This is a genomic window from Amycolatopsis endophytica (assembly GCF_013410405.1).
GTDB lineage: Bacteria > Actinomycetota > Actinomycetes > Mycobacteriales > Pseudonocardiaceae > Amycolatopsis_E > Amycolatopsis_E endophytica.
In genome coordinates, this window is the sequence record NZ_JACCFK010000001.1 from 1,871,220 (window position 1) to 1,896,829 (window position 25,610).

The 25,610-nt window shown below is 70.9% G+C and carries 26 protein-coding genes; 11 read left to right on the top strand and 15 right to left on the bottom strand.

The features are described from left to right. Positions 1–181: 181 nt before the first annotated feature. Both HNR02_RS09280 and HNR02_RS09285 read left to right on the top strand, forming a co-directional pair. Complete coding sequence (locus HNR02_RS09280; RefSeq protein ID WP_179772745.1) at positions 182–742, top strand: PadR family transcriptional regulator; 561 nt, start codon at positions 182–184, stop codon at positions 740–742. Positions 743–791: 49 nt separating this feature from the next. Next, positions 792–1,883, top strand: coding sequence for an inositol-3-phosphate synthase (locus tag HNR02_RS09285; RefSeq protein WP_179772746.1), 1,092 nt, complete (start codon positions 792–794; stop codon positions 1,881–1,883). Between the two features lie 4 nt (positions 1,884–1,887). On the opposite strand, the gene HNR02_RS09290 is transcribed toward HNR02_RS09285, so the two are convergent. Then, entirely contained in the window at positions 1,888–2,529 is a 642-nt protein-coding gene (locus tag HNR02_RS09290; RefSeq protein ID WP_179772747.1) for an HAD family hydrolase, read from the bottom strand. A 96-nt stretch (positions 2,530–2,625) separates the two neighbouring features. Here HNR02_RS09290 and HNR02_RS09295 point away from each other — a divergent pair, with 96 nt between their 5' ends. From HNR02_RS09295 to HNR02_RS09310, 4 genes are all read left to right on the top strand, one after another. Continuing rightward, entirely contained in the window at positions 2,626–3,744 is a 1,119-nt protein-coding gene (locus tag HNR02_RS09295) for a serine hydrolase domain-containing protein (RefSeq protein WP_312860958.1), read from the top strand. A 62-nt stretch (positions 3,745–3,806) separates the two neighbouring features. Beyond that, positions 3,807–4,256 (top strand): MarR family winged helix-turn-helix transcriptional regulator, encoded by a 450-nt coding sequence (locus HNR02_RS09300; protein ID WP_179772749.1) that lies wholly within the window; start codon positions 3,807–3,809, stop codon positions 4,254–4,256. Further along, positions 4,253–5,467 (top strand): MFS transporter, encoded by a 1,215-nt coding sequence (locus HNR02_RS09305; protein WP_179772750.1) that lies wholly within the window; start codon positions 4,253–4,255, stop codon positions 5,465–5,467. Before HNR02_RS09300 ends, HNR02_RS09305 begins: the two co-directional genes overlap by 4 nt. A gap of 86 nt (positions 5,468–5,553) precedes the next feature. Beyond that, positions 5,554–7,623 (top strand): PhoX family protein, encoded by a 2,070-nt coding sequence (locus HNR02_RS09310; RefSeq protein ID WP_179775811.1) that lies wholly within the window; start codon positions 5,554–5,556, stop codon positions 7,621–7,623. Here HNR02_RS09310 and HNR02_RS09315 read toward each other — a convergent pair. Both HNR02_RS09315 and HNR02_RS09320 read right to left on the bottom strand, forming a co-directional pair. Continuing rightward, entirely contained in the window at positions 7,620–8,927 is a 1,308-nt protein-coding gene (locus tag HNR02_RS09315; protein WP_179772751.1) for an MFS transporter, read from the bottom strand. The genes HNR02_RS09310 and HNR02_RS09315 overlap by 4 nt on opposite strands. Positions 8,928–8,959: 32 nt before the next feature. Next, positions 8,960–9,790: a BUD32 family EKC/KEOPS complex subunit gene (locus HNR02_RS09320; protein WP_246338531.1), complete on the bottom strand. Its 831-nt coding sequence runs from the start codon at positions 9,788–9,790 to the stop codon at positions 8,960–8,962. 218 nt (positions 9,791–10,008) lie between these two features. Between HNR02_RS09320 and HNR02_RS09325 the strand changes: the two genes are divergently transcribed. Further along, positions 10,009–10,692, top strand: coding sequence for an SDR family oxidoreductase (locus tag HNR02_RS09325; protein WP_179772752.1), 684 nt, complete (start codon positions 10,009–10,011; stop codon positions 10,690–10,692). Here HNR02_RS09325 and HNR02_RS09330 read toward each other — a convergent pair. The 6 genes from HNR02_RS09330 to HNR02_RS09355 form a co-directional block, all read right to left on the bottom strand. Further along, positions 10,689–11,111 carry a hypothetical protein gene (locus HNR02_RS09330; protein ID WP_179772753.1) on the bottom strand — a complete coding sequence of 141 codons (423 nt, stop codon included), beginning with the start codon at positions 11,109–11,111 and terminating at the stop codon, positions 10,689–10,691. The genes HNR02_RS09325 and HNR02_RS09330 overlap by 4 nt on opposite strands. Beyond that, positions 11,108–12,394 carry a putative T7SS-secreted protein gene (locus HNR02_RS09335; RefSeq protein ID WP_179772754.1) on the bottom strand — a complete coding sequence of 429 codons (1,287 nt, stop codon included), beginning with the start codon at positions 12,392–12,394 and terminating at the stop codon, positions 11,108–11,110. Before HNR02_RS09335 ends, HNR02_RS09330 begins: the two co-directional genes overlap by 4 nt. Continuing rightward, positions 12,391–12,687, bottom strand: a complete 297-nt coding sequence (locus HNR02_RS09340) for a hypothetical protein (protein WP_246338532.1) — start codon at positions 12,685–12,687, stop codon at positions 12,391–12,393. The genes HNR02_RS09335 and HNR02_RS09340 overlap by 4 nt, the downstream gene beginning before the upstream one ends. A gap of 93 nt (positions 12,688–12,780) precedes the next feature. Then, a complete protein-coding gene (locus tag HNR02_RS09345; RefSeq protein WP_179772755.1) occupies positions 12,781–14,085 on the bottom strand; it encodes an amidohydrolase family protein in 1,305 nt (434 codons plus the stop codon). A gap of 165 nt (positions 14,086–14,250) precedes the next feature. Beyond that, a complete protein-coding gene (locus HNR02_RS09350; RefSeq protein ID WP_179772756.1) occupies positions 14,251–14,901 on the bottom strand; it encodes a response regulator in 651 nt (216 codons plus the stop codon). Further along, positions 14,898–16,604, bottom strand: coding sequence for a sensor histidine kinase (locus HNR02_RS09355; RefSeq protein WP_179772757.1), 1,707 nt, complete (start codon positions 16,602–16,604; stop codon positions 14,898–14,900). Before HNR02_RS09355 ends, HNR02_RS09350 begins: the two co-directional genes overlap by 4 nt. Positions 16,605–16,737: 133 nt before the next feature. On the opposite strand from HNR02_RS09355, the gene HNR02_RS09360 reads away from it, so the two are divergent. Next, positions 16,738–17,430, top strand: a complete 693-nt coding sequence (locus HNR02_RS09360; protein WP_179772758.1) for an ABC transporter ATP-binding protein — start codon at positions 16,738–16,740, stop codon at positions 17,428–17,430. Beyond that, positions 17,427–19,646 (top strand): FtsX-like permease family protein, encoded by a 2,220-nt coding sequence (locus HNR02_RS09365; RefSeq protein ID WP_179772759.1) that lies wholly within the window; start codon positions 17,427–17,429, stop codon positions 19,644–19,646. The genes HNR02_RS09360 and HNR02_RS09365 overlap by 4 nt, the downstream gene beginning before the upstream one ends. Positions 19,647–19,684: 38 nt before the next feature. Here the strand turns inward: HNR02_RS09365 and trmB are convergent, their stop codons facing one another. The 4 genes from trmB to HNR02_RS09385 all read right to left on the bottom strand — a co-directional run bounded on the left by trmB (position 19,685) and on the right by HNR02_RS09385 (position 22,936). Beyond that, positions 19,685–20,380, bottom strand: coding sequence for a tRNA (guanosine(46)-N7)-methyltransferase TrmB (gene trmB / locus HNR02_RS09370; RefSeq protein WP_179772760.1), 696 nt, complete (start codon positions 20,378–20,380; stop codon positions 19,685–19,687). 18 nt (positions 20,381–20,398) lie between these two features. Next, positions 20,399–20,962: a hypothetical protein gene (locus HNR02_RS09375; RefSeq protein ID WP_179772761.1), complete on the bottom strand. Its 564-nt coding sequence runs from the start codon at positions 20,960–20,962 to the stop codon at positions 20,399–20,401. A 255-nt stretch (positions 20,963–21,217) separates the two neighbouring features. Further along, positions 21,218–21,988 carry an ABC transporter permease gene (locus tag HNR02_RS09380; RefSeq protein ID WP_179772762.1) on the bottom strand — a complete coding sequence of 257 codons (771 nt, stop codon included), beginning with the start codon at positions 21,986–21,988 and terminating at the stop codon, positions 21,218–21,220. A gap of 15 nt (positions 21,989–22,003) precedes the next feature. Further along, the gene (locus tag HNR02_RS09385) at positions 22,004–22,936 is read right to left on the bottom strand and encodes an ABC transporter ATP-binding protein (protein ID WP_179772763.1); all 933 of its coding nucleotides are present in this window, start codon (positions 22,934–22,936) and stop codon (positions 22,004–22,006) included. A 324-nt stretch (positions 22,937–23,260) separates the two neighbouring features. Between HNR02_RS09385 and HNR02_RS09390 the strand changes: the two genes are divergently transcribed. Next, entirely contained in the window at positions 23,261–23,398 is a 138-nt protein-coding gene (locus HNR02_RS09390) for a hypothetical protein (protein ID WP_179772764.1), read from the top strand. A 113-nt stretch (positions 23,399–23,511) separates the two neighbouring features. Then, on the top strand, positions 23,512–23,709 hold the full coding sequence (locus tag HNR02_RS35025; RefSeq protein ID WP_218902746.1) for a hypothetical protein: 198 nt from the start codon (positions 23,512–23,514) through the stop codon (positions 23,707–23,709). On the opposite strand, the gene HNR02_RS09400 is transcribed toward HNR02_RS35025, so the two are convergent. Next, positions 23,673–24,326, bottom strand: a complete 654-nt coding sequence (locus tag HNR02_RS09400) for a response regulator (RefSeq protein WP_179772765.1) — start codon at positions 24,324–24,326, stop codon at positions 23,673–23,675. The genes HNR02_RS35025 and HNR02_RS09400 overlap by 37 nt on opposite strands. Then, positions 24,323–25,480, bottom strand: coding sequence for a sensor histidine kinase (locus HNR02_RS09405; RefSeq protein ID WP_446680331.1), 1,158 nt, complete (start codon positions 25,478–25,480; stop codon positions 24,323–24,325). The genes HNR02_RS09400 and HNR02_RS09405 overlap by 4 nt, the downstream gene beginning before the upstream one ends. Positions 25,481–25,610: the final 130 nt, after the last annotated feature.

Genomic DNA, 25,610 nt, shown 5'->3' on the forward strand with positions numbered 1-25,610 from the left:
GGTCTGGACCGCGTGCCCGACACGCCGCGATTTCGATAACGCTCTGGTGAACTTCACGGGTGTGGTTCACATCGCATCGGGTGATCATTGGTGTTGGGTACACCACTTCGATGTATCGGCTCGATATAATCGGGCGTTAGGTTGCCGGAGTGTCGTGGAGTTCCTCGGAAGGGGGTGCACCGTGCTGGAGTTCGCCATCCTGGGGCTGCTGCACGAGGCACCGATGCACGGCTATGTGCTGCGCAAACGGCTGCACGACACGCTCGGCATGTTCCGCACGTTCTCGTACGGTTCGCTCTACCCGACCCTGCGCAGGCTGCAGCGGTCGGGTTTCATCGAAGAAGCCGACAGTGACGTCGGGCACGACGGGGAGCCCGTCAAGGGCTGGGGCCGGCGGGCCCGCACGGTGTACAAGCTCACAGCGGAGGGCAAGGAGCACTTCGCGAAGCTGCTCGCCGACGCCGGGCCGCAGACCTGGGAGGACGAGGGGTTCGGGGTCCACCTGGCCTTCTTCTCCCGGACACCGGCCGATGTCAGGATGCGGATCCTGGAGGGCAGGCGCCGGCGGGTCGAGGAACGCCGCGAAGGGCTGCGGGCCGCGCTCGCGCGGGCCGAGGAGAAGATCGACCGGTACACGCGTGAGCTGCACCGCCTGGGGCTGGAGAGCAGTGAGCGCGAGGTGCGCTGGCTGAACGAACTGATCGCGCACGAACAGGACGAGCAACGCGGCCTTCAACGCTGAGACCGCATCCGAAATCGGCAAGACATCACTGAACGAAGGAGAAACCGGCATGGGCGACAACAGCGGCCGCGTACGGGTGGCCATCGTTGGCGTCGGGAACTGTGCGGCGTCGCTGGTGCAGGGGGTGCACTACTACCGCGACGCCGACCCGGCTTCCCGGGTGCCCGGCCTCATGCACGTGCGGTTCGGCCAGTACCACGTCGGTGACGTGGACTTCGTGACCGCGTTCGACGTGGACGCGAAGAAGGTCGGCCAGGACCTGTCGGAAGCGATCCTCGCCAGCGAGAACAACACCATCAAGATCACCGACGTGCCGCCGCTGGGCGTGCCGGTGCTGCGCGGTCCCACCATGGACGGTCTCGGCCGCTTCTACCAGGAGACCATCGAGGAGTCCGACCAGGAGCCGGTGGACGTCGTCGCCGCGCTGCGCGAGGCCGAGGTCGACGTGCTGGTCTCGTACCTGCCGGTCGGATCGGACGAGGCGCAGAAGTTCTACGCGCAGTGCGCGATCGACGCGGGTGTGGCGTTCGTCAACGCGATCCCGGTCTTCATCGCCTCGAACCCGGAGTGGGCCCAGAAGTTCACCGACGCGGGCGTCCCGATCGTCGGTGACGACATCAAGTCCCAGGTCGGCGCCACCATCACCCACCGCGTGATGGCGAAGCTGTTCGAGGACCGCGGGGTCCAGCTCGACCGCACCATGCAGCTGAACGTGGGCGGCAACATGGACTTCAAGAACATGAAGGAACTGGAGCGCCTGGAGTCCAAGAAGGTCTCCAAGACCCAGGCCGTCACGTCGCAGATCGACCGCGACCTCGGCAAGGCCAACGTCCACGTGGGCCCGTCGGACTACGTGCAGTGGCTGGACGACCGCAAGTGGGCCTACGTCCGCCTCGAAGGCCGCGCCTTCGGTGACGTGCCGCTGAACCTGGAGTACAAGCTCGAGGTGTGGGACTCGCCGAACTCGGCGGGCATCATCATCGACGCGGTGCGTGCCGCGAAGATCGCACTCGACCGCGGCATCGGCGGCCCGCTGCTGTCGGCGTCCTCCTACTTCATGAAGTCGCCGCCGGAGCAGTACGACGACTCGACCGCGCGGGACTCGGTGGAGAAGTTCATCACCGGCGACGTCGAGCGCTGAGTTTTCATTCCCGCAGTGCGGCGGGCAGGTCCGCGACGGTGTCCAGGACACGGTGGACCTGCCCGAGCACCGCGGGGTCGGGCGGGAAGTGCGGGTTGGGCACGGCGTAGACGGTCATGCCCGCGGCCAGCGCCGCCTTGAGCCCGTTGGTGGTGTCCTCGACCGCCGCGCACCGCGTGGGCTCGGCACCCAGCTGCCGAGCCGCCTCCAGGTAGACGTCCGGCGCGGGCTTGCCCGCCGCCACCTGCTCGCTGGACAGGGCCACCTCGACCAGGCCGGTGAGGTCGGTGGCTTCGAGGAACGCCTTGATCAGCACGGGCGGTGACGAGCTGGCGATCGCCACGGGGAAGCGCTGCCCGACCGCGCGCACGGCCTCGGCGGCGCCGGGCAGCACCGGCGGGCCGCCCGCGTAGCGCTGGGCCATCCCGTCGATCACGACCTCGGCGATCCGCTCCGGCGTCAGCCGCGCGCCGAGCTTCTCGACCAGGTACCGCGCCCACTCCGGGGTGCTCATCCCCTGCATCGCGCGGGTCGCCCCGGCGGTCCAGCTGCCCGCGTATTCGGCCACGACCGAGCGGCGCACCTCGTCCCAGGTCTGTTCGGAGTCGACGAGCACCCCGTCGAGGTCGAAAACCACCGCGTCCATGCGTCGAACCCTACGTGTTTCATCGCGATGTCACCGCACGCCCGCAGGATCCGGCGGGTGGGGGCCACCGGGGCCGCCGCGGAAAGGGGAAGCTCCGTGACCAGGTTTTCGAAGGTGGCGGTGGCGCTCGCCGCCGCCACGGCGTCGGTGGCGCTGGCCGCGCCGGTGTCCGCCCAGCCCGCCGCTCACGCCGATACCCAGGCTCTGCTCGACACCTACCAGGCCAACGGCGGTCCGGGCGCGGCCGTGTATGCCGGGAACCGCACCGGCACGTGGGAACTGCACAAGGGAATCAACTCGACGATCTCCACTCGGCCGATCCAGGCCGGTGACCAGTTCCGCGCCGCGAGTCAGACCAAGACGTTCGTCGCGGCCGTGGTGCTGCAGCTGGTCGACGAGGGCCGGATCGTGCTGGACGAGCCGATCGAGACCTACCTGCCCGGCGTGGTGCAGGGCAACGGCTACGACGGCAACGCGATCACCGTGCGCCAGCTCCTGCGGCACACCAGCGGGATCGCGCGCGACGTGAGCGGCGCGCAGCGCGACCCGGACGGCACCTTCCGGCTCGCGGAGCTGGTGCGAGCCGGGCTGACCCAGCCGCCGTTGTTCGCGCCGGGCACCGGCTGGTCGTACTCGAACGTCGGCTACCACGTGCTGGGCATGCTGATCGAGCAGGTCACCGGCACGTCGGCCGCCGACGCCGTCAACACCCGGATCGTCCAGCCGCTCGGCCTGACCCGCACGAAGTATCCGGCCGCCGCCGAAACCGGGCTCGAGGCGCCGTACGCGCACGGCTACTCCGGCGGACGGCTGGGGCCGTTCTACTTCTGGACCGACGTGACCATCGCGGACACGACACCCTGGGCCACCGCGGGCGCCGTCGTCTCGACCGAGGAGGAACTGGCGGAGTTCATGCAGGCGCTCGCCGACGGCAGGGTGATGTCGGCGGCGGCGCGGGCCGAGATGCGGGCGACGGTGCCGTCCGACCTCGGGGACGGGCTGAGCTACGGCCTCGGGTTGATCCGGATGGACCTCACCTGCGGCGGTGCGGCATGGGGTCATGCCGGCACCGTTCCCGGGTACAGCTCGGCGACCTTCGCCACCGACGACGGCAGGCGCGCGGCGGTGGTGACGAACACCTTCGTCACCGGCGAGCACGCGAACGACCGCTGGAAGGTCGTCGACTCCGCGCTCTGCGACACCCCGGTAGCCTGATCTGACCGATTTGTGAGCCGACTAACTTAGCTATTCTAAGCAAAAAAGCTTAGGATAGCTAAGTGAACCCAGGAGTAGCAGAGCTCGCGCACGAGCTGCGCCCGCTGGTCTTCCGGCTGTACTACGTGGTCCGGCGGCTGACCCCGCAGCACCAGCTCTCCCTGACCCAGGGATCCGTGCTGAGCGAACTGGCCCTCCACGGACCACGCCGGATGAGCGCTCTGGCCGAGCTGGAAGGCGTGCGGCAGCCGTCCATGACGGACCTGGTCCGCAGGCTGGAACGGCTCGGCCTGGTCAGCAGGCGGCCCGATCCGGACGACCGCCGCGCGGTGCTGATCGAGGCCACCGAGGCCGGCGTGCGGTACGTGGAGGAGCTGGTCGTCGCGCGCGAGGAGTTCCTGCGCGAGCGCCTGACCGCCCTGGATCCGGCCGACCGTGACGCGATCGACGCGGCGCTGCCGGCCCTGCGGAGGCTCATCGATCCGGTCAAGAAGGAGGAGTTGCTCGGATGAGCAACCAACACGGGAGCCTGCTGGACGCGCTCAAGGGCCAGCCCAAGCAGGTGTGGATCACGGCGTTCGCCGCCGTCATCGCGTTCATGGGAATCGGGCTGGTCGATCCGATCCTGCTGTCCATCGCCGAGGGGCTGCACGCCACGCCGTCCCAGGTCACGCTGCTGTTCTCGTCCTACCTCGGCGTGCAGGTGATCGCCATGCTGGTCACCGGCGCGGCGAGTGCGAAGTTCGGACCGAAACGGACGGTCCTCACCGGACTGACGCTGATCGTGATCGCGACCGCGCTGTGTGCCGCTGCGGGCTCGATCGAGCAGCTGGTCGCCCTGCGTGCGGTGTGGGGGCTGGGCAACGCGTTCTTCATCGCCACCGCGTTGTCGGTGATCGTCGGCGCCGCCACCGGCGGGCAGTCCGGCGCGATCCTGCTGTACGAGGCCGCGCTCGGTGTCGGACTGGCCGTCGGCCCGCTGCTCGGCGCCCTGCTCGGCAGCATCTCGTGGCGCGGTCCGTTCGTCGGCACCGCGGTGCTGATGGCCGCCGCGCTCGCGCTGTGCTCGATCTTCCTGGCCGGGGACAAACACGAGAAACGAGCGCCGATCAAGCTGCTCGACCCGCTGCGCGCGCTGAAGCACGGCGGTCTGCTGCGCACCTCGATCGGCTCGGCGTTCTACACCGCCGCGTTCTTCACGGTGCTGGCCTGGACGCCGTTCGTGCTGGACTGGAGCGCCGTCGCGGTCGGGCTGATCTTCTGCGGCTGGGGCCTGTGCGTCGCGGTGGCCGGTGTGGTGCTCGCGCCGAAGCTCGCCGGGAAGCTGGGCGAGCGGCACGCGACCGTGGTGTCGGTGCTCGGGTACGCCGTCCTGATGGTGGTGCTGGTGGTGCCGAGCAAGCCGGTGGTCGTGGTCGGCGTGATCGTGTCCGGGCTGGTCTCGGGCCTGCTCAACACGCTGTTCACCGGGACCGCGATGTCGATCAGCGACGCGCCGCGACCGGTGGCCAGCGCGGGCTACAACTTCTGCCGCTGGCTCGGCGGCGCGGTCGCGGCCACCCTCGTCGGGCACGTCGCCGAATGGCTCGGGTCGGAGCACGCCCCGTTCGTCATCGCCGCGATTCTGTGCGTGCTGGCCGGTGGTTTGCTCGCAATCCGGACGAAGAGCACCGATCCGCACCGAGTGCCCGCCGAAGCGGCCCTGGTCGGAGAAGAGCTTTGATCTCTGTTTACCTGTAGTTTGAGGACGCCTGGCCTCCGTCGCTTAACGTCACGAGCGTTTCCCCTGACTGAGTGACTGGAGACCAGGTGTCCTTCACCCCCGGGCGTTTGCTGCCCCTCCTTACCCACCCGAGCGGCCGGGCCGCGACCACGTGTGTCTACCGCTGCGGCAACCAGTGCGCCCACGAGGCGCCCAACTCCTCGTCCAACGAGTACTTCGGTGACGTCGTCAAGGGCATGTCCCGCCGTGGTGCCTTCAAGGCCGGCGCTGTCATGGCCGCCACCGCTGGCGCGTTCGCCGCGATGAGCGGCGGGGCCACCGCCTCCGCCGCCGTGCCGCCCGCGCTGGCGGGTCACGGCCACGGCCACGGCCACGGCAACGGTGGCCGCCCGGTGCCCGGCACCGACTTCACCCCCGTCGCGCCGAACACGGCCGACGCGGTCACCATCCCGGACGGCTGGGAGAGCAACGTCGTGATCCGCTGGGGCGACCCGGTGGTGTGGGGCGCGCCGAGGTTCGACCGGGACCGGCAGACCGCGTCCGCGCAGGCCAAGCAGTTCGGCTACAACAACGACTTCGTGGGTCTCATCCCGCAGGACTCGCTCGGCTGGCGCTACCTGATGGTCGTCAACCACGAGTACACGACCGAAACGCAGATGTTCCCGGCGGGCCAGTACGACGAGGACAACCCCACCGAGGAGCAGGTCAAGATCGGCTGGGCCGCCCACGGCCTGTCCGTCGTGCAGGTCGTGCGCCGCCTGCGCGGCGGGCTCGAAGTGATCCCGAGCCGCTACGGCCGCCGCATCACCCTGGACACCACCTTCGAGGTGCGTGGCCCGGCCGCCGGTTCGAAGTACCTGAAGACCTCCGCCGACCCGACCGGCACGAAGGTGCGCGGCACGCAGAACAACTGCGCCGGTGGCGTCACCCCCTGGGGCACGGTCCTGTCCGGTGAGGAGAACTTCCACCAGTACTTCGCCAACTCGGAGAAGGTCACCGACCCGGTCGAGCAGGCCCGCCTGACCCGTTACGGCATCGGCAAGGGCACCACGACGCGCAAGTGGGAGCGCTTCGACAAGCGCTGGGACGTGCCGCAGGAGCCGAACGAGGTCAACCGGTTCGGCTGGGTCGTCGAGATCGACCCGAACGACCCGAACTCGACGCCCGTCAAGCACACCGCGCTGGGCCGCTTCAAGCACGAGGCCGCCAACGTCAAGATCACCAAGGACGGCCGCGTCGCCGTGTACTCGGGTGACGACGAGCGCTTCGAGTACATCTACAAGTTCGTGTCGAAGGGCAAGTACAAGAAGGGCACCAGCGCCTACGCCCGCCGGCACAACTCGGCCCTGCTCGACGAGGGCACGCTCTACGTCGGCAAGTTCACCGGCGACAGCCCGGCGAGCGAGATCGACGGCACGGGCAAGCTCCCCGCCGACGGCGAGTTCGACGGCACCGGCGAGTGGATCCCGCTGGTCAGCGGCGACAAGTCCTTCGTGGACGGTTTCACCGCCGAGGAGGTCTACGTCTTCACGCGCCAGGCCGCCGACAAGGCGGGCGCGACCAAGATGGACCGTCCCGAGGACATCGAGCCGAACCCGGTCAACGGCCGCATCTACGCCGCGCTCACCAACAACACCGACCGCGGCGCGGCGGGCAAGGCCGGTGTGGACGAGCCCAACCCGCGCGTGGGCAACAAGAACGGTCACGTGCTGGAGTGGGAGGAGGACAAGGGCGACGCCGCGTCGCTGAAGTTCTCCTGGCGCCTGCTGCTGGTCTGCGGTGACCCGGCCACGGCCGACACCTACTTCGGCGGGTTCCCGAAGGACCAGGTCAGCCCGATCTCCTGCCCGGACAACGTCGCGTTCGACCCGTACGGCAACCTGTGGATCTCCACGGACGGCAACGCGCTGGGCACGAACGACGGCCTGTTCGCGGTGCCCACCGACGGCCCGAACCGCGGTCAGGTCAAGCAGTTCCTCACCGTGCCGGTCGGCGCGGAGACCTGCGGCCCCAACGTGACGGCCGACTTCGTGACCGTCGCCGTGCAGCACCCCGGCGAGGGCGGCACGGTCGAGAACCCGGAGTCGCACTGGCCGGACGGCGGCTCGAACCTGCCGCGCCCTGCCATCGTCTCGGTGTGGAAGAAGCGCCGCTAGCGGTCTGACCGGGGACGGGCACCCAGCGCGATCGCGACGAGGGCGCCGGCGACCATGCAGGCGCCGACGACCCACAGTCCGGTGCGCTGCGTGCCCGTCAGGTCCCGCAGCCAGCCGGTCACGTACGGCGCGGCGAAGCCGGAGATGTTGCCCAGCGAGTTGATCAGGGCGATGCCGCCCGCGGCCGCCGCGCCGGACAGGAACGTCGGGGGCAGCGCCCAGAACGTCGGCAGCGCCGCGCACACCCCGACCGCGCAGATCGTGACCGCGACCATCGCCGCGTAGGGGTTGCCCAGGTAGAGCGCGATCGGGATGGCCACGCCGCCGACGACCATCGGCAGCGCGACGTGCCACTTCCGCTCGCCGGTGCGGTCGCCGTGCCGCGCCCAGAACACCATCACGACCGCGGCGATGACGTACGGGATCGCGGTCACCAGCCCGGCCTGCACGGTCGACAGCTTCGTCCCGAACTCCGCCCCGAACCCGGCGATGATCGTCGGCAGGAAGAACCCGAGCGCGTAGAGCCCGTAGGCGATGGCGAAGTAGACGAAGGCCAGCCCGAGGATGCGCGGGTGGGTCAGCGCCTTGCGCAGCGGCCAGTGGTGCTCGGCCTCGGTGGCGCGGCGCTCGTTGTCCATTTCGGTCGTCAGCCAGCGCCGCTCGTCGTCGGTGAGCCACTTCGCCTGCTCGGGCCGGTCGGTGAGGTAGAACCAGGTCGCGAAGGCGAGCAGGATCGCCGGGATGCCCTCGACGAGGAACATGAACCGCCACCCGGACAGCCCGAAGACGCCGTGCCCGTTCGCGATCAGCAGGCTGGACACGGTGGACCCGATCGCCGAGGACACCGGCACGGCGGCCATGAACAACGCGACCGCCTTCGCCCGCTGCGCCGCCGGGAACCAGTACGTCAGGTACAGGATGATGCCGGGGAAGAAGCCCGCCTCGGCGACGCCGAGCAGGAACCGCATGATCACCAGGGTCGTCGGGTTGGGCACGAACGCGAGGATCGTCGCGAGGATGCCCCAGGTGATCATGATGCGGGCGAGCCAGCGCCGTGCGCCGAAGCGGTGCAGCGCGAGGTTGCTGGGTACTTCGAGCGTGAGGTAGCCGAGGAAGAAGATGCCGGAGGCGAACCCGAAGGCCGTCGCGGACAGGCCCAGCTCCTTGTTCATCCCGTTCGGCCCGGCGAAACCGATGTTGACCCGGTCCAGGTAGTTCACGAAGTACAGCAGGGCCAGGAACGGCATGATCCGCAGCGCGACCTTGCGCAGCACGCGGTCACCTTCGGAGATCGTCCTCGTCATGGCCCGCATTGCATGCCAGTTCGGGTGGTTCGTCAAGATCCGGCCAGTGCGTCCTCGATCTCGTTACGCGGGAACGGCACCCGGCGGCTCTCGGTGTGCAGGCGGAAGTAGAAGTCGTTCACGACCGCGGCGACCGGGGCGTGCCGCCGGACGATCGCCTCCGCCTCCGGCGGCAGTGACGGGAGCACGCCGGTGCGGATGGCGTCATTGCGCGCCCGGACGTCGCCGACGCCGCCCAGCTCGCGCACGATCCAGTTCACCAGGTGCGCGAGCAGGTAGCACTCGTCATGCCGCACGTGATCGTCCAGGAACCGCCGTTCGTCCATGGTGAGCCGGAAGCGCGTGCTGGAGGCCAGCCCGAAGTCGGTGAGGTGGAGCCGCTCACCGTCGGTCACCAGATTGCGGAAGTGGGCGTCGAAGTGCCACAACCCGAGACGGCGCAGCGACCGGGCGATCGCCGTCAGGTCCCGCTCGACCATTCCGCAGGCGTCCTCGTGCATCCACGTGTGCAGGTCATGCGGCACGTGTTCGAGGAACAGCACGAGATCGGCGGCCGACTCGGCCAGCGCGTCCAGCCTCCGGCGGACCCCGGTGTGGTCGTGCCAGAACGCGACGGCTTCCTCCCGCTCGGCGGCGCTCACCGCCTGCCGCGGGCCGCGGCCGAGGATCCGCCAGTGGTAGAGCAGCAGGAAGTTCCCACCTCCGCCGGAGAGCACGTCCTCGCTGGTCATGACGTGCGCCGCCAGTTCGCGCCAGGCCCCACCGCCCGCCGAGCCGACCCCGTAGTGCGCCCACGTCGGCAGGCCGTACAGGTCGGCTGTCGAGCGCGGGTTTCTCCAGCTCCACGGCGGTGACCGCGACACGCTTCACGAACACCGGCACGCCGTCGACTTCGGCCAGCCACGTCGTGCCGCCGATGCCCGAGCCCAGCGGCCGGGCTTCACCCAGCAGCGCGGTCAGCTGGCGGTCGCCGAGCTGTGCCAACGCTTCGGAAACCCGCGCATGGCGAGCCCGCCGGGTGTCGGTGGCCTGCGGCACGGGTTCCTCCAGCGAGTCGGGATCAACCACCTAACGTAGGGGCATGCCGGAAAGTCCCCTCGCCCTCGTCACGGGTGCCTCGCGCGGGATCGGTGCCGCCGTCGCCCGCGCGCTCGCCCCCACCCACCGCGTGCTGCTCGGCGGGCGGGACGTCGACGCGCTGGCCGAGCAGGCCGTCGAATCGCCCGGCGCGGAGCCGTGGCAGGTGGACCTGAGCGATCTCGACGGCGTCCGCGCGGCGGTCACCGGCATCGACCGGCTGGACGTGCTGGTGCACTCCGCCGGCACCGCCGAACTGGGCACGATCGAATCCGCCGCACCGTCGGCGTGGCGGGCGAACTTCGAGGTCAACGTCATCGCGGTGGCCGAGCTGACCCGCCTGCTGCTCCCCGCGCTGCGGGCCGCGCACGGGCACGTCGTCGTCATCAACTCCGGCCAGGGGCTGGCCGCGCGCGCCGGCTGGGGACCGTACGCGGCGAGCAAGCACGCGGTCCGCGCCTTCGCCGACGCGCTGCGTGCGGAGGAGCCGGGCATCCGGGTCACCTCGGTCTACCCCGGCCGCACCGACACCGACATGCAGCAGACGATCGTCGTGGGGCAGGGCAAGGACTACACGCCCGGCGACTACCTCCGGCCGGACTCGGTCGCCGCGGCGGTCCTCTCCGCCGTCACCGCCAGCCCGGACGCCCACCTCACCGACATCTCCGTCCGGCCCCGCCCGCACTAGACGTCGGGGCCGAGCGAACCGACGAACGACCGGAAGTCGTCCGCCAGCGCGGGAAACTCGGCGTCGGTGCAGGTGAGCGCGGCGCGCACCACCGCGCGCTGCTCCCGCCCCGCACCCATCACCAGGTAGACCTCGCTGCGCACGAGCATCTCGTCGTCGACGGTGAACCGCAGCTCCTGCACGTAGCCGCCGTCCGCGATCGTGTCACCGCTGAGCACGGTCACCTCCGGCGCGGTCTCGCGCAGGTCCGCCACGGCCTCGGCGGCCACCTCCGCCAGCGGGACGGCCGTGGGCCACACCCCGCCGGTCAGCATGATCCCCGCGGTCGGCGACCGCATGGCGGCGAACGGCACGTCCCCGGCCGCCACCGGCTCCCAGCCGTCGGGCAGTCCGAAGTGGACCGGAACGGGCAGTGTCATCCGAACAACCCCTTGATCGACTTCCCGACGTCCTGCACACCCTCACCGAAGTCCTGGATGCTCTCTCCGGCGGCCTCGATGCCGTTGCCGATCGCGTGACCGGCCGACTTCGCCGTGTCGGCGACCTTCCCGGCGTCGATCTGCAGGTCGAACCCGATCTCGCCGCCGAGCCCGACCGCCAGGCCCGCGTTGCCCTTGATGTGGAACTTGCCGTCCTCCCCCTTGCCGAGGTTGAGCCCGGCCTCCGCGCCGACGCCTGCCCAGCCCTCCGCGGTCGCGCCCGCCCCGACCCCGCCGATGTCGGCGGCTCCGCGAACGCTTCCGCGCGCTCCGGCGAAGACCCCGGCCTTCGCGTCGAGACCGTCCTTGCCGAGCTTGAGCCCCGCGCGGCCGCGGGTGCCGAACGTGCCCTCGGCCTTGCCGTCGAGCCCGAGCGGTCCCCAGTCGGCGCGGCCGGTGGCGGTGGACCGGATACCGGTGATCGACTCGAGCTCGACGTTCAGGCCCGTCTTGTTGAGGACGGCCTGGAAGTTGTTCTCGGTGCCGATCATCGTCTCGAACTTGCCGGTCAGCGTCAGGTCGCCCTTCGTGAGCTTCCCTTCGGCGACCTGGTGCAGGAGGTAGGCGTACTGGCGGTAGCGGCCGAGTTTGCCGTGCTCGGCGGGGATGAACCTGCTGCCGATCTCCCCGGTCGCGACCGACGAGCTGCCGGTGGCGTCCCAGCCGACGGCGATCGCCTCGACCAGCCCGGCGATCGCCCCGTCGGTGACGGCACCGATCGTGCCGATCAGGCGCGCGGCGTCGAGGGCCTGGCGTTCGAGCTGGTCACGGGCCCGGTCGAGGACGTCGCGCGCCTGCTGCCGGAGCTGCTCGCCCTGCTGCCGCAGTTGCTCGGCCTGCGCGGCGGCCTCCACGGCTTCTTCGGCGGCCGTCTCGGCGGCCCGGTCCAAGGCGCGTTCGCCCTCGTGCCACAGCTCGATCGCCTCCCCGGCTTGGTCCTGGGCCCAGCGCAGGGTGTCGGCGTAGTGGGTCAGACCGCTCGCGGCGGAGGACAGGCTGTCCGCGGCCTTGAGCCACTGCGGCGGCAGCCACTCGATCAGCTCACCGAACGCGTCCGACGCGGCACCCTGCCAGCCCGGCACACCGAAGCCGGACAGCGTCGCGCCGACACCTTCGAACTGCCCCGCCTGGTCCAGCAGGGTCCGGACGTGCTCGACGATCGTCTCCGGCGCGCCGGGCACCAGTGCCCGCGGATCGTCAGTGGAACCGAGTCCGGCGCTCACCGCCCGGCCCGGCGGATGGCGGCCTCGTTGTCGAGTTCCATGCCGCGGAACAACATCGCCGTGTCCTGCAGCGCGGAACCCGTCAGGCCGACCCGCTCCCGCAGCGCCGTCGCCGCGATCCGGGCGAGGTCCGCGAAGTCCCGCACCTTGCTCGTCAGCGCGGCGTCACCGTAGACGTCGACGCTCGGCACCACGTCATCGAGTGCCCTGGTGTCCAGTTTGGTCAGAATTTCGCCGAGATGTCCGGTAGCCCTGTCCAGGCTGGAGGGCTCGGCGTCGAGTGCTCCCCACACGTCCCCGATGGAAACCCGCTCCGCGGAACGCGAGATGAAGGCACGACGGAGAACGGGTTAACCAGCCGCGAAGATCATCTTCTGCCCGTTCCGTCAGCCACGCAACCGGCTCGCCGCCTCACGCGCACCGGCCTGGGCCTTGCCGCGGTCCACTCGCACCGTCTCCCCGCCCGCGACGACCTGCTCACCGGCCACCCACACGTCCCGCACCTGCCGGGAGCCCGACGCCCACACCAGGTTGGAAACCACCTGCTCGTCCGGTTCGTCCAAACCGGTCGCGAACGCGGGGCCGTCCGGGTCGACGTGCACGAAATCGGCCCAGCGTCCGGCTTCCAGCGCGCCGATGTCGTCGCGGCCGAGCGCGTCCGCCCCGCCGCGGGTGGCCAGCAGCAGCGCGTCCGCGGCGCGCAGCGCGGTCGAGTCCTGTGTGGACAGTCGGGCGAGCATCGCGGAGAGCTGGACCTCCTCCCACAGGTCGAGGTCGTCGTTGCTGGCCGGGCCGTCCGTGCCCAGTCCGACGGACACGGCGGCCGCACGCAGGTCCGTCAGGCGCGCGATCCCGGACGCCAGCTTCGCGTTGGAGCCGGGGCAGTGCGCCACACCGGTCCCCCGCGCGGCGAACAACGCGATGTCCTCATCGGACAGGTGCACCGCGTGCGCGGCGAGCGTCCGCCCGCGCAGCATGCCGACCTCGTCGAGCAGCCGCGGCACCGACCCGTGCTCGGCGCGCTGCTTGGCGTCCTCGTCGGCCGCTTCCGCGACGTGGATCTGCACCAGCGCGCCCCGCTCCGCCGCCGACTCCGTCACGTGCCGCAACGCCTCGGGCGGCAACATGTACGCCGAGTGCGGGGCGTAGGACACCTCGACGCGCTCGCCCGGCCCGAACCGCAGGCCGTCGGTGTCGATCCAGCGGTCGGTGGCCTCGATCATGCGCCGCCAGTCGATGCCGGGCAGGTCGATGATCGGCCCACCGAGCACGACGCGGGCACCGGTGTCCAGCACCGCCTCGGCCATCTGCTCGGCGAAGAAGTACATCTCCGCACTGGTGGTCACCCCGTGCCGGAGCATCTCGACCGAGCCGAGCACCATCCCGGCGCGCACGTCGTCGGCACGCAGCTTCGCCTCGGCCGGCCAGATGATCTCGTGCAGCCAGCGCAGCAGCGGCAGGTCACCGCCCATGCCGCGCAGCAGCGTCATCGGGCTGTGCGCGTGCGCGTTGACCAGGCCGGGCAGCAGGATCCCGGTCAGCTCGGTCGCCGGGAGTTGGCCGGGCGCGGCGGCAGCCGGACCACAGTAGGTGATCCGCCCGTCGTCCCCGACGTCGATCACGCCGTCGCGGATGACCGAACAGCCGGGATCGCAGGGAAGGACGACAGGGGCACGGAAACGCTGCGGCATCCCACGATTCTAGGGCTCCGGCATCCGACGGCGGCCAGGGAGCCGAGACCGTTGCCCGGCCGGGCGGAGAAGTGCGTCAGCGCGGCAGAAGCGGTTCGAGCTTCGTGGCCAGGTCCTGCGCCGCGGCGAGCGGGCGAACGATGTGCTGGATCACGTGTCCGTCAGTCAGTCCATCAGCCCGCTGCGCCAGGCCCACGCAGCGATCTCCACGCGGTTGCGCGCCCCGACCTTGCCCTGCACCGCCGCGAGATGGGTCTTCACCGTCGACAGTGACATGTACAGCTCGGCCCCGATTTCGGTGTTCGTCAGGCCACGGGCCGCGGCCTTGACGACGTCGAGTTCGCGTGCGGTCAACGGTTCCTTCGGTGGCTCCACCGACCGCCGGGCCGACGCACCCTCGAAGTGCTTCAACAGGCGCACCGTCACCTGCGGCGACACCAGCGCGTCCCCGCGGTCAGCGGCCCGGATCGCCTCGATCAGCAGCGCCGGGCCCGCGTCCTTGAGCAGGAAACCGCTCGCGCCGTTGCGCAGCGCGGTGTGCACGTACTCGTCCAGGTCGAACGTGGTCACCACGACCACTTTCAACGGGTCCGCCACCTCCGGCCCGGCCAGCTGGCGGGTGACTTCCAAACCGTCCAGGCCGGGCATGCGGATGTCCAGCAGGCACACGTCCGGCCGCAGCTCGCGGGCCTTCGTCACGGCCGCGACACCGTCCTCGACATCGGCGACGACCTCGATGTCGTCCTGCGCGTCGAGGATCATCCGGAACCCCATCCGCACCATGCTCTGGTCGTCGGCGATCAGTACGCGAATCAAGCTTCTTCCTCCACCGGCAGCCACGCCTCCACGACCCAGCCCCCGTCCGGTGCCGGGCCCGCGGCGAGACGGCCGTGCAACAGCTCGACCCGCTCGCGCATCCCGACGAGACCGTAGCCTCCCGACCCGCCCGCCGGTCGCGTCACCACCTGTCGGCCGTCGTCGGCCACCCGGATGTGCAGTTCGCCGTCGCGCACCTCGGCGAGCAGGCGGACCCGCGTCGCCCCGGCGGCGTGCTTGCGGGTGTTCGTCAGCGACTCCTGCACGAGGCGCAGCGCCGAGCGCGACACCTCCTGCGGCAGGTTCTTCGGCACCCGCACCTCGGCGTCGACCGGCACCTGCGCGCGCTCGGCCAGGCGCCGCAGGTCCGCGTCCAGGTCCATGGTGGCCTGGTCGGTGACCACGTCCCCGCCCGCGCGCATGCTGCCGACCAGCCGGCGCATCGCGGTCATCGCCTCGGTGCCGGCCACCTCGATGCGTTCGATGACCTCCAACGCCACCTTCGGGTTCTGGTCGGCGATCACCTTCGCCGCCTGCGCCTGCACGATGATGCCGGTGACGTGGTGCGCGACCAGGTCGTGCAGCTCCCTGGCCAGCGCCATCCGCTCGGAGTTCTGCGCGTCGGACACCGCGGCCTCGACCACCTTGCGGCGCTCCGAGTCGCGGGCCCGGAAGTACAGGCCGCACGCCACCGAGATGCCGAGCACCAGGACCGCGGCGATGACCAGGTCCCGCAGGTCCCTGATCCCCAGCCTGCTGTTGCCGGTGGCCATCCCGGCCAGCGTGGTGAACGCGACCGCCCCCGACAGCAGCCCGATCGTGCCCCACGCCCGCTTCGGCTCCACGTGCCGCACCAGCAGGACCACCACGATGATCCCGGCCGCGATCTCGGTGAACGGCAGGACACCCATGGCCCTCAGGTACTGGCGCGACGCGACCCACAGCGCGGGCGCGGTGGCGACGATGACGGCCGCGAGGATGAGACCTGCCCGCAACGGGCGCCGGGTCGCGTACACCGTGGCCGCCGCCGCGGCGACCGAGCACAGCATCGCGGGCAGCGTCCTGATGTCGGAGTCCAGGACCTGGTACAGCTCCAGGAACAACGGCAGGCTCAGCACACCGATCAGCGGCCACTGCTCGCGGACGAGGTCACGCACCGCGCTGTCCTTGCGGGGCCCCGGCCCGCGCCGGAACTGCATCCCGGCGCCCACCGTCACGACCAGCAGCACCAACCCCAGCAGCAGCGTCTGGCTCAGGCCGCTCGTGCCCGAGCCGTTGCGGTAGACGGCCGCGAACAGACCGCCGAGCACGAGGGTTCCGGTGCCGACCACCGCCTCCGCCGGCCGCACCCGCCGGACGCAGAAGAACACCAGCTCCAGCCCGGCGACGGTCTCGCTCAGCGACACGTTGCTCAGCAACGTCGTGTAGGCCGCCGCGTCGGTCACGCGGATCAGGAAGGTCGAGGCGAACAGCGTCGCCGCCCCGGCGAACACCGCGACCGCCGGGCGCTTCCGGGCCCACAGCGCGCACGCGCCCAGCGCGATCATCCCGGGCAGCAGCAGGAGGTCGCGCCCGCGCGGTCCGAGCGAGTCGGCGGCGGCGGGCAGCACGACCGCGAGATCGACCAGGAAGGCGGCGAGCAGGAGCGCGCCTTCGAGCCCCAGCCAACGCCAGGCCGAGGACACGCGATCGGAGAACGGCACACCGTGACGGTAGAGGATCCGCAGGTCTGCGCACCTTGGCCGCCCGGCCACCCGGTATCGGCCGATCGGCCGATACGCCCACCCGGTCGCGCCTGTGAACCTGCTGTGCGGGAACACCGAAAGGGGAACGTTCATGACTCCACAAGGGAGTGTCGTGCTGGCGGGCCGTGGTCTGGTCAAGCGGTACGGCGAGCAGCTCGCGCTGGCCGGAGTGGACATCGACATCCACGCCGGGGAGGCGCTCGCGGTGGTCGGCCCGTCCGGTTCCGGCAAGACGTCACTGCTGCACGTGCTCGCCGGGATCCTGCGGCCGGACGGCGGCGAGATCACGCTGAACGGTCAGCGCATCGAGCAGCTGTCCGAGACCAAGCGCAGCGAACTGCGGCGCACCGAGTTCGGCTTCGTGTTCCAGCAGGGGATGCTCGTGGCCGAACTGTCCGCCGAGGAGAACGTGGCGCTGCCGATGCTCCTCGGCGGAGCGCGCCGGGGCGAGGCCATCGGCGCGGCGCGGGAGTGGCTGGACCGGCTCGGGCTGCGGGGCCGGGAGGGGGCCCGGCCGGGTGAGTTGTCGGGCGGTCAGGCGCAGCGGGTCGCGATCGCCCGCGCGCTCACGCACCGGCCGAAGGTCATCTTCGCCGACGAGCCGACCGGAGCGCTGGACACGCGCACCGGCAAGGACACCATGGACGCCCTGCTGGTCGCGGCATCGGACGCGGGTACAGCGGTGGTCATCGTGACGCATGACGTGGAACTGGCCGCCTCGCTCCCGCGCACGGTCACCATCCGGGACGGGCGGATCGCGGAGCAGGTGGGGGTGCTTTCGTGATCCCGGTCAAGCTGGCGTTCAAGGTGCTGCGGGCCGACCGCCGCACCCGGACCGCCACCCTGCTCACCGCGGTGGGGGTCGCGGTGGCCACGGGACTGGTGCTCCTGCTGCTGAGCCTGCCCTACGCCACGCAGGCCCGCGCCGAGCGTGCCGTGTGGCAGGAGGAGTACGGCAGCTCCGTCGGTGGCGCGCCGACCCTGTCGATCGCCTCGACCACCGACTTCGCCGACGGCAGGCAGATCGACCGCATCGACGTCGCCGCGCTGCGGGACGGGATCGAGCTGCCCGCCGGGGTGCCGAAGTTCCCCGCACCGGGCGAGGTCCTGGTGTCGCCGGAGCTGTACCGGGCGATCAACGACCTCCCGGTGTCCCAGCTGGCCGACCGGTTCCCCGGCACGATCGCCGGCACGCTCGGTGAGGACGCACTGCTGTTCCCGGACCAGATGGTGGCGCTCGTCGGGCACGCGCCGGAGGACATGCCCTCGACCGCGAACGAGCGGGCCGGGTTCGTGCCGCCGTCCGGCGCGTCCGTCGACACGCTGCTGACCCTGTTGTCCGGTGTCGGTGTGGTGGTGCTGCTGGTGCCGAGCCTGGTGCTGGTCGCGTCGTCGGCGCGGCTCATCGCGGCCCGCCGTGAGCAGCGGCTGGCGGCCCTGCGCCTGGCGGGCGCGACGCCGCGCCAGGTCGTGGCGATCACCGCGGCGGAGACCGGCATCGCGGCGATCGCGGGCGCGCTGATCGGCTGGGCGGCCTCGCCGCTGCTGTGGTCACTGGCGCGGTTCGTGCCGTGGGACGGTGGGACGTGGCTCGCCGGTGATTTCCGGGTGCCGCTGGGTCTGACGGTGTTCGTGCTGGTCGTGGTGCCGGTGCTGGTCGTGCTCGCCGCGGTGCTGGGGTTGCGGCGCGTGGTGGGCAACCCCGTCGGGGCGGTCGTGCAGCACACGCCGAAGCCGCTGCGGTGGTGGCGGCTGCTCTCCCTGCCGGCGACCGCGCTGTTCTTCTTCTTCGCCATCAACGAGGGCAACGACGTCAACCTGGTCCTGCTCGGCCTGGCCTTGATGATCGCGTCGGCCATGCTGGTCGGCCCGTACGTGACGGCCGTGATCGGCGGGTTCTTCGTGAGCCGCTGGCGCAAGCCGTCCGCGCTGCTGGCCGGGCGGCGGCTGCGCAACGATCCGCGCGGTGCCTACCGGGCCTCCGCCGGGGTCGTGCTCGCGGTGTTCACCGGCTCCATGGCGCTGACGCTGATGCCCAGCTTCGACGCGATGAGCGGTGGCGGCGGGACCTATCGCGATTCGGTGCTGTCCGTGGACGCGGCCGGGCACGAATCGGCCGAGATCGCCGAGCGGACCAACGCGACGCTCGCGCGGTACGACCTGCCCGCCCGTGCCGTCGCGATGCCCGAGGTGACGGTGAAGTCGGTGAACGGGTCCACCTACACCGGCCTGGTCGTCTCCTGCGCCGACGCGGTGAAGCTGTTCCGCGTCGAGGACACCTGCCAGGGGCCCGGGGTGTACTCCTCGTACCATCTCGCGCTGGGCGGGTTCGACGTGTCCGGGACCTACGACGGTGAGGGCGTGCCGTTCGCGCCGGGCCTGGAAACCGAGCCGCTGGTGCGGTCGGACGGCGACGGGTACCTGCCGCTGCTGATCGATCCCGCCGTGCTGCCCGCCGGGATCACCCCCGAGTACGGCCGGGTCGCCGTCGACACCACGCCGGAGAACCACGAGGCGGTGCGGACCGCGCTGGTCGGCGCCGCGGGCGGGGCGAACGTGTTCAGCCGTGACGTGTACCTGAACGACCAGCGCGACCAGCTCGGCGATCTGCGCCGGGTCACGGTCATCGGCGTGACGGTGGCGGCGATCCTGGCCGGATGCAGCGCCGCGATCGCGACCGCCGGATCGGTGATGGACCGCCGCCGCACGTTCGGGGCGCTGATGGCGGCGGGAACCCCGACGCGGGTGCTCGCACGGGCGCTGCGGATGGAGGCCGCGCTGCCCGCGCTGGTCGCCACCATCGGATCGGGTGTTCTGGGAATGATCGCCGGGCTGGGGTTGTTCTCGATCATCCAGGAAAGCAGGGCGGACGCGTCGGCGGTGCTCAGCCCGTGGCTGGCCGCGCCGGTCGTGCTGGGCTTCGCGGTGGCGGTGCTGGCCGCGTCGGTGTGCACGCCCGCCCTCAACCGGGTCCGCGCGGAGCCGCTGGCCGACGAGTGAGCCGATCGGCCGCCCCTCGTCGGGGGAGGGGCGGCCGGTCAGCGCCGTTCGAAGATCAGGTCCCTGCTGACGCGGCCCTCCTGGTCGGCGCGCTGCTCGAACTTGGTCACCGGGCGCCAGCCCGGCCGCGGCGCCCAGTCGTCGAACCGGTTGCGCAGCCGCCGTTCCGCCGAGCAGACCTCCAGCATCTGCTCGGCGTAGTGCTCCCAGTCGGTGGCCAGGTGCAGGATCCCGCCGGGCGCGAGCCGCGACGCGATCAGCCCGACGAACTCCGGCTGCACCAGCCGCCGCTTGTGGTGGCGCTTCTTCGGCCACGGGTCGGGGAAGAAGATCCGCACCCCGGACAGCGAGTCCGGCTCGACGTGCTCACGCAGCGCGATCACCGCGTCCCCGTGCAGCAGGCGCAGGTTCTCCAGGCCGAGCCGTTCCGCGCGCAGCATCAGCTGCCCGAGACCGGCCTCGTACACCTCGACCGCGACGTAGTTGACCTCCGGTTCGGCGGCCGCCAGCTGCGCGGTCGTCTCACCCATGCCGGAGCCGATCTCCAGCAGCACCGGCGCCGGGCGGCCGAACCACTTCGCGAAGTCGACCGGACCGGACGGCAGCTCGGCGACGGTGCGCCCGAGGTCCGGCCACTGCCGCTCCCAGGCACGCTGCTGGCCGACGGTCATCCGGCCGCCGCGCTGCACGTAACTGACGACGCTGCGCAGGCGGGGTTGCTGCTCGCTCTCCACCCGCCCAAGTTATCCGCTCTACCGGACCGCCTCGAACTCCCCCAACCGGGAACGCAGGCCGCCGACACCGGCGACCGCGATCGGCTCGGGGGTGGTGCCGGTGTGGGCGGGCAGCACGTCGATCCAGCCGTCGTGGCGGCTGGTGGTCAGGATCGTGGTGGGGATCTTGTGCCCGGAGCGGCCGTTCTCCGACGGCATGAACTCCCAGTACCCGGACTCGCCGTCGGCGGCCCACGGCACGTACTCCCAGCCGGGGCGGCGGGACAGCAGCTGGGCTATCCGGTCCTCGATGCGGAACCCGGTGGCCCGCGAATCGAGCCTGCCCTCCGCGAGGGCCCGCAGCCACCACGGCGCCGGGATCATCTCGCCACGCGCGCTGACGGCGCGGAACAACGCGAGCACCTCGTTCTCCGGCCCGCGGTGGATCCACGCGCGGCGGATCTCCGCCGGTCTGGTCGCGGTGGCCGCGATCCGGGGCAGTTCCACCGCCTGCGACCATTCGAGCGCGTCGAGCGGTTCCAGTGCGGGGGGACGCGCTGCGCTGCGCGGGGCGGCGATTGCGGAATCGATGTCCACCGTCAAGGGTCACCTCCATCGGGGTTCCTGACGTGGTGATTCCAGAATGCCTGGTCAGAGACGGTGCGTCCGCTTCCTGTGAGGCCAACCACACCAGCTTTACGCGCTATTAACCCGAGGGATGTAACCGCATCATCCGTCCAATCGATGAGCGCGAAAACAGGCGAAGGCCCGGGCCACCCCCCGAATGGTGGCCCGGGCCGTTCTTCAACCCCCGCTCCGGTCCCCACCGGAGCCTTTCCCCTGTGGTGGGTCCTTTTCTCAGGCGTCGCGCTTGCGCGCGGTGCCGATCGCGATGGCCAGCAGTGCGACGGCGACCGCCGCGAAGTAGGCCAGCGACCAGCCCTGTCCCAGCACCGCGCTCGACACCGGCGCCCCCGCTTCGACGTTGCGACCCATGTTCGACGCGCCGTCGCCGGTGAGGAACTTGTTGGCCACGTTGAACGGGAGCCACTGGTGGATGTCGTCACCGACGCTCGGAATGAGCCGGATCAGGTCCTCGACCGCGAGCGCGTAGATCAGCAGCAGCGCGATGGCACCGGCGCTGTGGCGGAGCAGGATGCCCACGGCCACCGCGATCACCGCAGCGAACGCGTAGACCGCGCCGACACCGGCCACGTTGATCCAGTCCGCGCCGCTGTCCAGCGCGAGCGGGGCGTCCGGCTTGAGCAGGGTGGCCAGCCCCCACGAGCCGAACGCGCTCAGCTCGCCGATGACCAGTGCGGCCAGCGCCACCACGGTCGTCTTGGCGACCAGCGCGGCGGCGCGGTTGGGCACCGCCTGGAAGGTCGTGCGGATCGTGCCGAACCGGTACTCGGTGGTGACGGCGAGCGCCGCCAGCACCATGATCACGGCCATGCCGAAGCTGTAGCCGAACTGCGTCGAGGCCACGGTGGCGCTGAACTCGCCGTCGTCGGCGGTGCCGACGATCAGTGCGGAGAACCCGATCGTGGTCACCAGCGCCACCAGTGCGCACCACCACGGCGAGCGGGTGGTGAAGAGCTTCATCCGTTCCACGGCGAGCAAAGTCATGATGGTTCGTCTCCCCTAGTTGGCCGGTGCGAGGGTGTGGGCGGCCTCGGCTTCCAGGCCGGTGTGGTACTCCACCGAATCGCCGGTGATCTGCATGAACGCCTGCTCCAGCGAGCCGGTCTGCGGGCTCAGCTCGTGCAGCACGATGCCGTTGCCCGCGGCCAGTTCACCGATCTTCTCGCTGTCCAAACCGGACACCAGAATGCCGTCGTCGGTGTCGGCGGCGCTGTCGGCGGGCAGCAGCGAGCGCAGCTTGTCCAGCTGCGGGCTGCGGACCTTGACCGTGTTCTCGCTGGCGCGGGCCACGAACTCCTTCGTGGTGCTCTGCGAGATCAGCTTCCCCTTGCCGATCACGACGAGGTTGGAGGCGGTCAGCGCCATCTCCGACAGCAGGTGGCTGGAGACGAAGACGGTGCGGCCCTCGTCGGCGAGGCGGTGCATGAACTTGCGGATCCAGAGGATGCCCTCCGGGTCCAGTCCGTTCACCGGCTCGTCGAACAGCAGCACCTCGGGGTCGCCGAGCAGCGCGCCCGCGATGCCCAGCCGCTGCGACATGCCCAGTGAGAACCCGCCCGCGCGCTTGTTCGCGACGGTGGACAGGCCGACGATCTCCAGGACCTCGTCGACGCGGCGCATCGGCAGGTGGTTCGACTTCGCCATCCAGGCGAGGTGCGCCCGCGCCGACCGGTTCGGGTGGACCCACTTGGCGTCGAGCAGCGCGCCGACCGTCCGGAGTGGATTCTTCAGTTCCGTGTAGCGCTTTCCGCCGATGGTGACCCGGCCACTCGTCGGATTGTCCAGGCCCAGGATCATCCGCATGGTGGTCGATTTCCCGGCTCCGTTCGGACCGAGAAAACCGGTGACTTCACCCGGGGCGACGTCGAATGACAAATCGTTGACGGCGAGCGTTGTGCCGTAGCGTTTCGTGAGGCCGCGTGCCTCTATCATGGTTGCTCCCCTGCCTGGTCAAAGCCTGTTGTTCCCCGTGCGGCTCTCATGGTGACCGATCGGGGTACGTGAGCGCGTCATCCTGTGGACCGAACTTCCCACCCGACTGCGGTAGTAGCCTCCCGCGAATTTCGTGCGCGCGGGATCGGTGATGACCCTGAATCGCCCCTGAGCTTCGACGTCTTTCCGGTCGGGGTCGAGTGCGCGTACGTCGGCGGAGGTACTGGCGTGATGGGGGGATGACGACCGGAAGGGGCGGCGTTCCACGGATACGCCCCCGGGGACTGCCCCTGTGAGGGCTGCCAGCGGGAGGATCCGTCCAGGATGCGCGAGGTGCTGGAGATCGCCTCGCGCACCCTGCCACGCAAGGCGGCGCGGGAGCTGCGGGCGGCCGTCCACCCGACCGACAAGAGGTACTCCGCCCGCTCGATGCCGGGATCCGGTGCCCACGGCGTCCGCTAGGCGTCTGGAACCGCACGCCGGGCAGGACGATCGGCGGCGCCACGAGCGCGGCCACCGTCCGGGAGGCGGTCACCGCTGCCCCTGTCGTCGTCGCCTGCCCGCGAACTCGCGGGGTGGACCGGCACGGCGTCGCCTACCTCGACGGTGCGATCCTGGCGACCGCGCTGATGCACGCGACCGCGATGCTGACCAGCGCCGGGATGACGGCCAGTGAGGTGCTGCCGGACCTGCTCGCCCAGGCCGATTCGATCGGGGCGATCCTGCGGGCGGGCGTTCACGCCGAGCCCGGGCGGATCAGGCCCGTCTCGTAGGCGAGCACCACCGCCTGCACCCGGTCCCGCAGGTTCAGCTTCGCCAGTATCCGGCCGACGTGGGTCTTCACCGTGGCCTCGGACAGGAACAGCTTCTCCGCGATCTCCACATTGGACAGTCCTTTCGCGATGAGCACGAGCACCTCGCGCTCCCGCTCGGTCAGCACGTCCAGCTCGGCCTCGTCGCGCAGCGGACCGCCACCGCCGACGAACCGGTCCAGCAGCCGCCGCGTCACCGACGGCGACACGACGGCATCGCCCGAGGCGACCGACCGGAGCGCGGACACCAGATGATCCGGCGGGGTGTCCTTGAGCAGGAACCCGCTCGCCCCGTTCCGCAGCCCGGCGTAGACGTACTCGTCCAGGTCGAACGTCGTCATCACCAGCACCCGGGAGGTGCCCGCGTCGACGATCCGCTTGGTCGCCTCGACGCCGTCCATCAGCGGCATCCGCACGTCCATCAGCACGACGTCGGGCCGCAGCTCCTCGGCGAGCCGCACCGCGTCGGCGCCGTTGCCCGCCTCGCCGACCAGGTCGATGTCCTCCTGCGCGCCCAGCACCATGCGGAACCCGAACCGCATCAGCTCCTGGTCGTCGACCACCACCACACGGATCACGGGTCCAGCCTCACCGGGAAGCTCGCGTGCACCCGCCACCCGCCGCCGGGCTGGGGACCGACCTGCAGGATTCCGCCGAACAGGTGCGCCCGCTCGCGCATCCCGATCACCCCGTTGCCTCCCGGCAGGTCCGGTGCGGGCACCAGCGCCCGTGCCTTGCCCGCCCCGTCGTCCAGGATCTCCACGTCCACCAGGTTCTCAGTCCGCCGTACCCGTACCCGCGCCCGCGCGCCCCGCCCGGCGTGCTTGAGCGTGTTCGTCAGCGACTCCTGAACGATCCGGTACACGCCCAGCGACACCCCGGCGGGCAGTTCGGCGAGCGACCCGTCGATCGACAGCTCCACCGGAACGCCCGCCGTGCGCACCCGGCCGGCCAGGTCGGCGAGTGATTCGGCGGTCGGCTGCGGGATCCGCGGCTCACCGCTGACCTCCTCGTTGCGCAGCACCTGCAGCAGCCGCCGCAGCTCGGTCAGCGCCTGACGACCGGTCTCCGAGATCGTCTTCACCGCCCGCTCGGCCATCTCCGGACTCGACTTCAACGCGTAGGAGGCGCCGTCGGCCTGCACCACGATCACGCTCACCGCGTGCGCCACCACGTCGTGCAGTTCCCGCGCGATCCGCCCGCGCTCCTCGGCCACCGCGATCCGTCCGGCCTGGTCACGCTCGGTTTCCAGCAGGTGCAGCCGCGCCTCCATCTCGGCCTGGTACGCCCGCCGCGCCCCGACGAACTCGCCGAGCACCCAGCACAGCGCGAAGATCAGCCCGATGAACAGCAGCGGGATCCAGCCGCCCGGCGCCCAGCCGCCCCACATCTGCAGCAGGCTGGTCACGACCTGCGCCAGCAGGTACAGCAGGGCCTGGCGCCGTCCGACGTAGACGACCACCGTGTACAGCGCGACGCAGCTCGCGGTGGCGCTGCTGATCCCCGCCTCCAGCGCGCTGTGCGGCACGGTCAGCACCAGGATCAGATAGGCCGTGCTCAGCGGGTACTTCCGCCGCAGCGCGACCGGGGCGGTCATCGCGATGTCCAGCGGGAGCACGACGTACCACTGCGGGCCGTCGTCCACGTTGTCCCGCGCGAGCAGCACCAGCAGGTCCAGGAACAGCAGCAACAGAGCGAGCAGGGTGTCCCCGACCATCGGGTGCGCCCGCATCCACAAGCTCAGTCGCCGCACCCGTTCACCCTAGGTCGGCGGGGGTCCACGGCGCGTCATCCTGCGGTATCACCGGACGTGGGACTTCGGGCCGAGGTCCATGGCAGGATTCGGGGGCACCGGAGAAGAC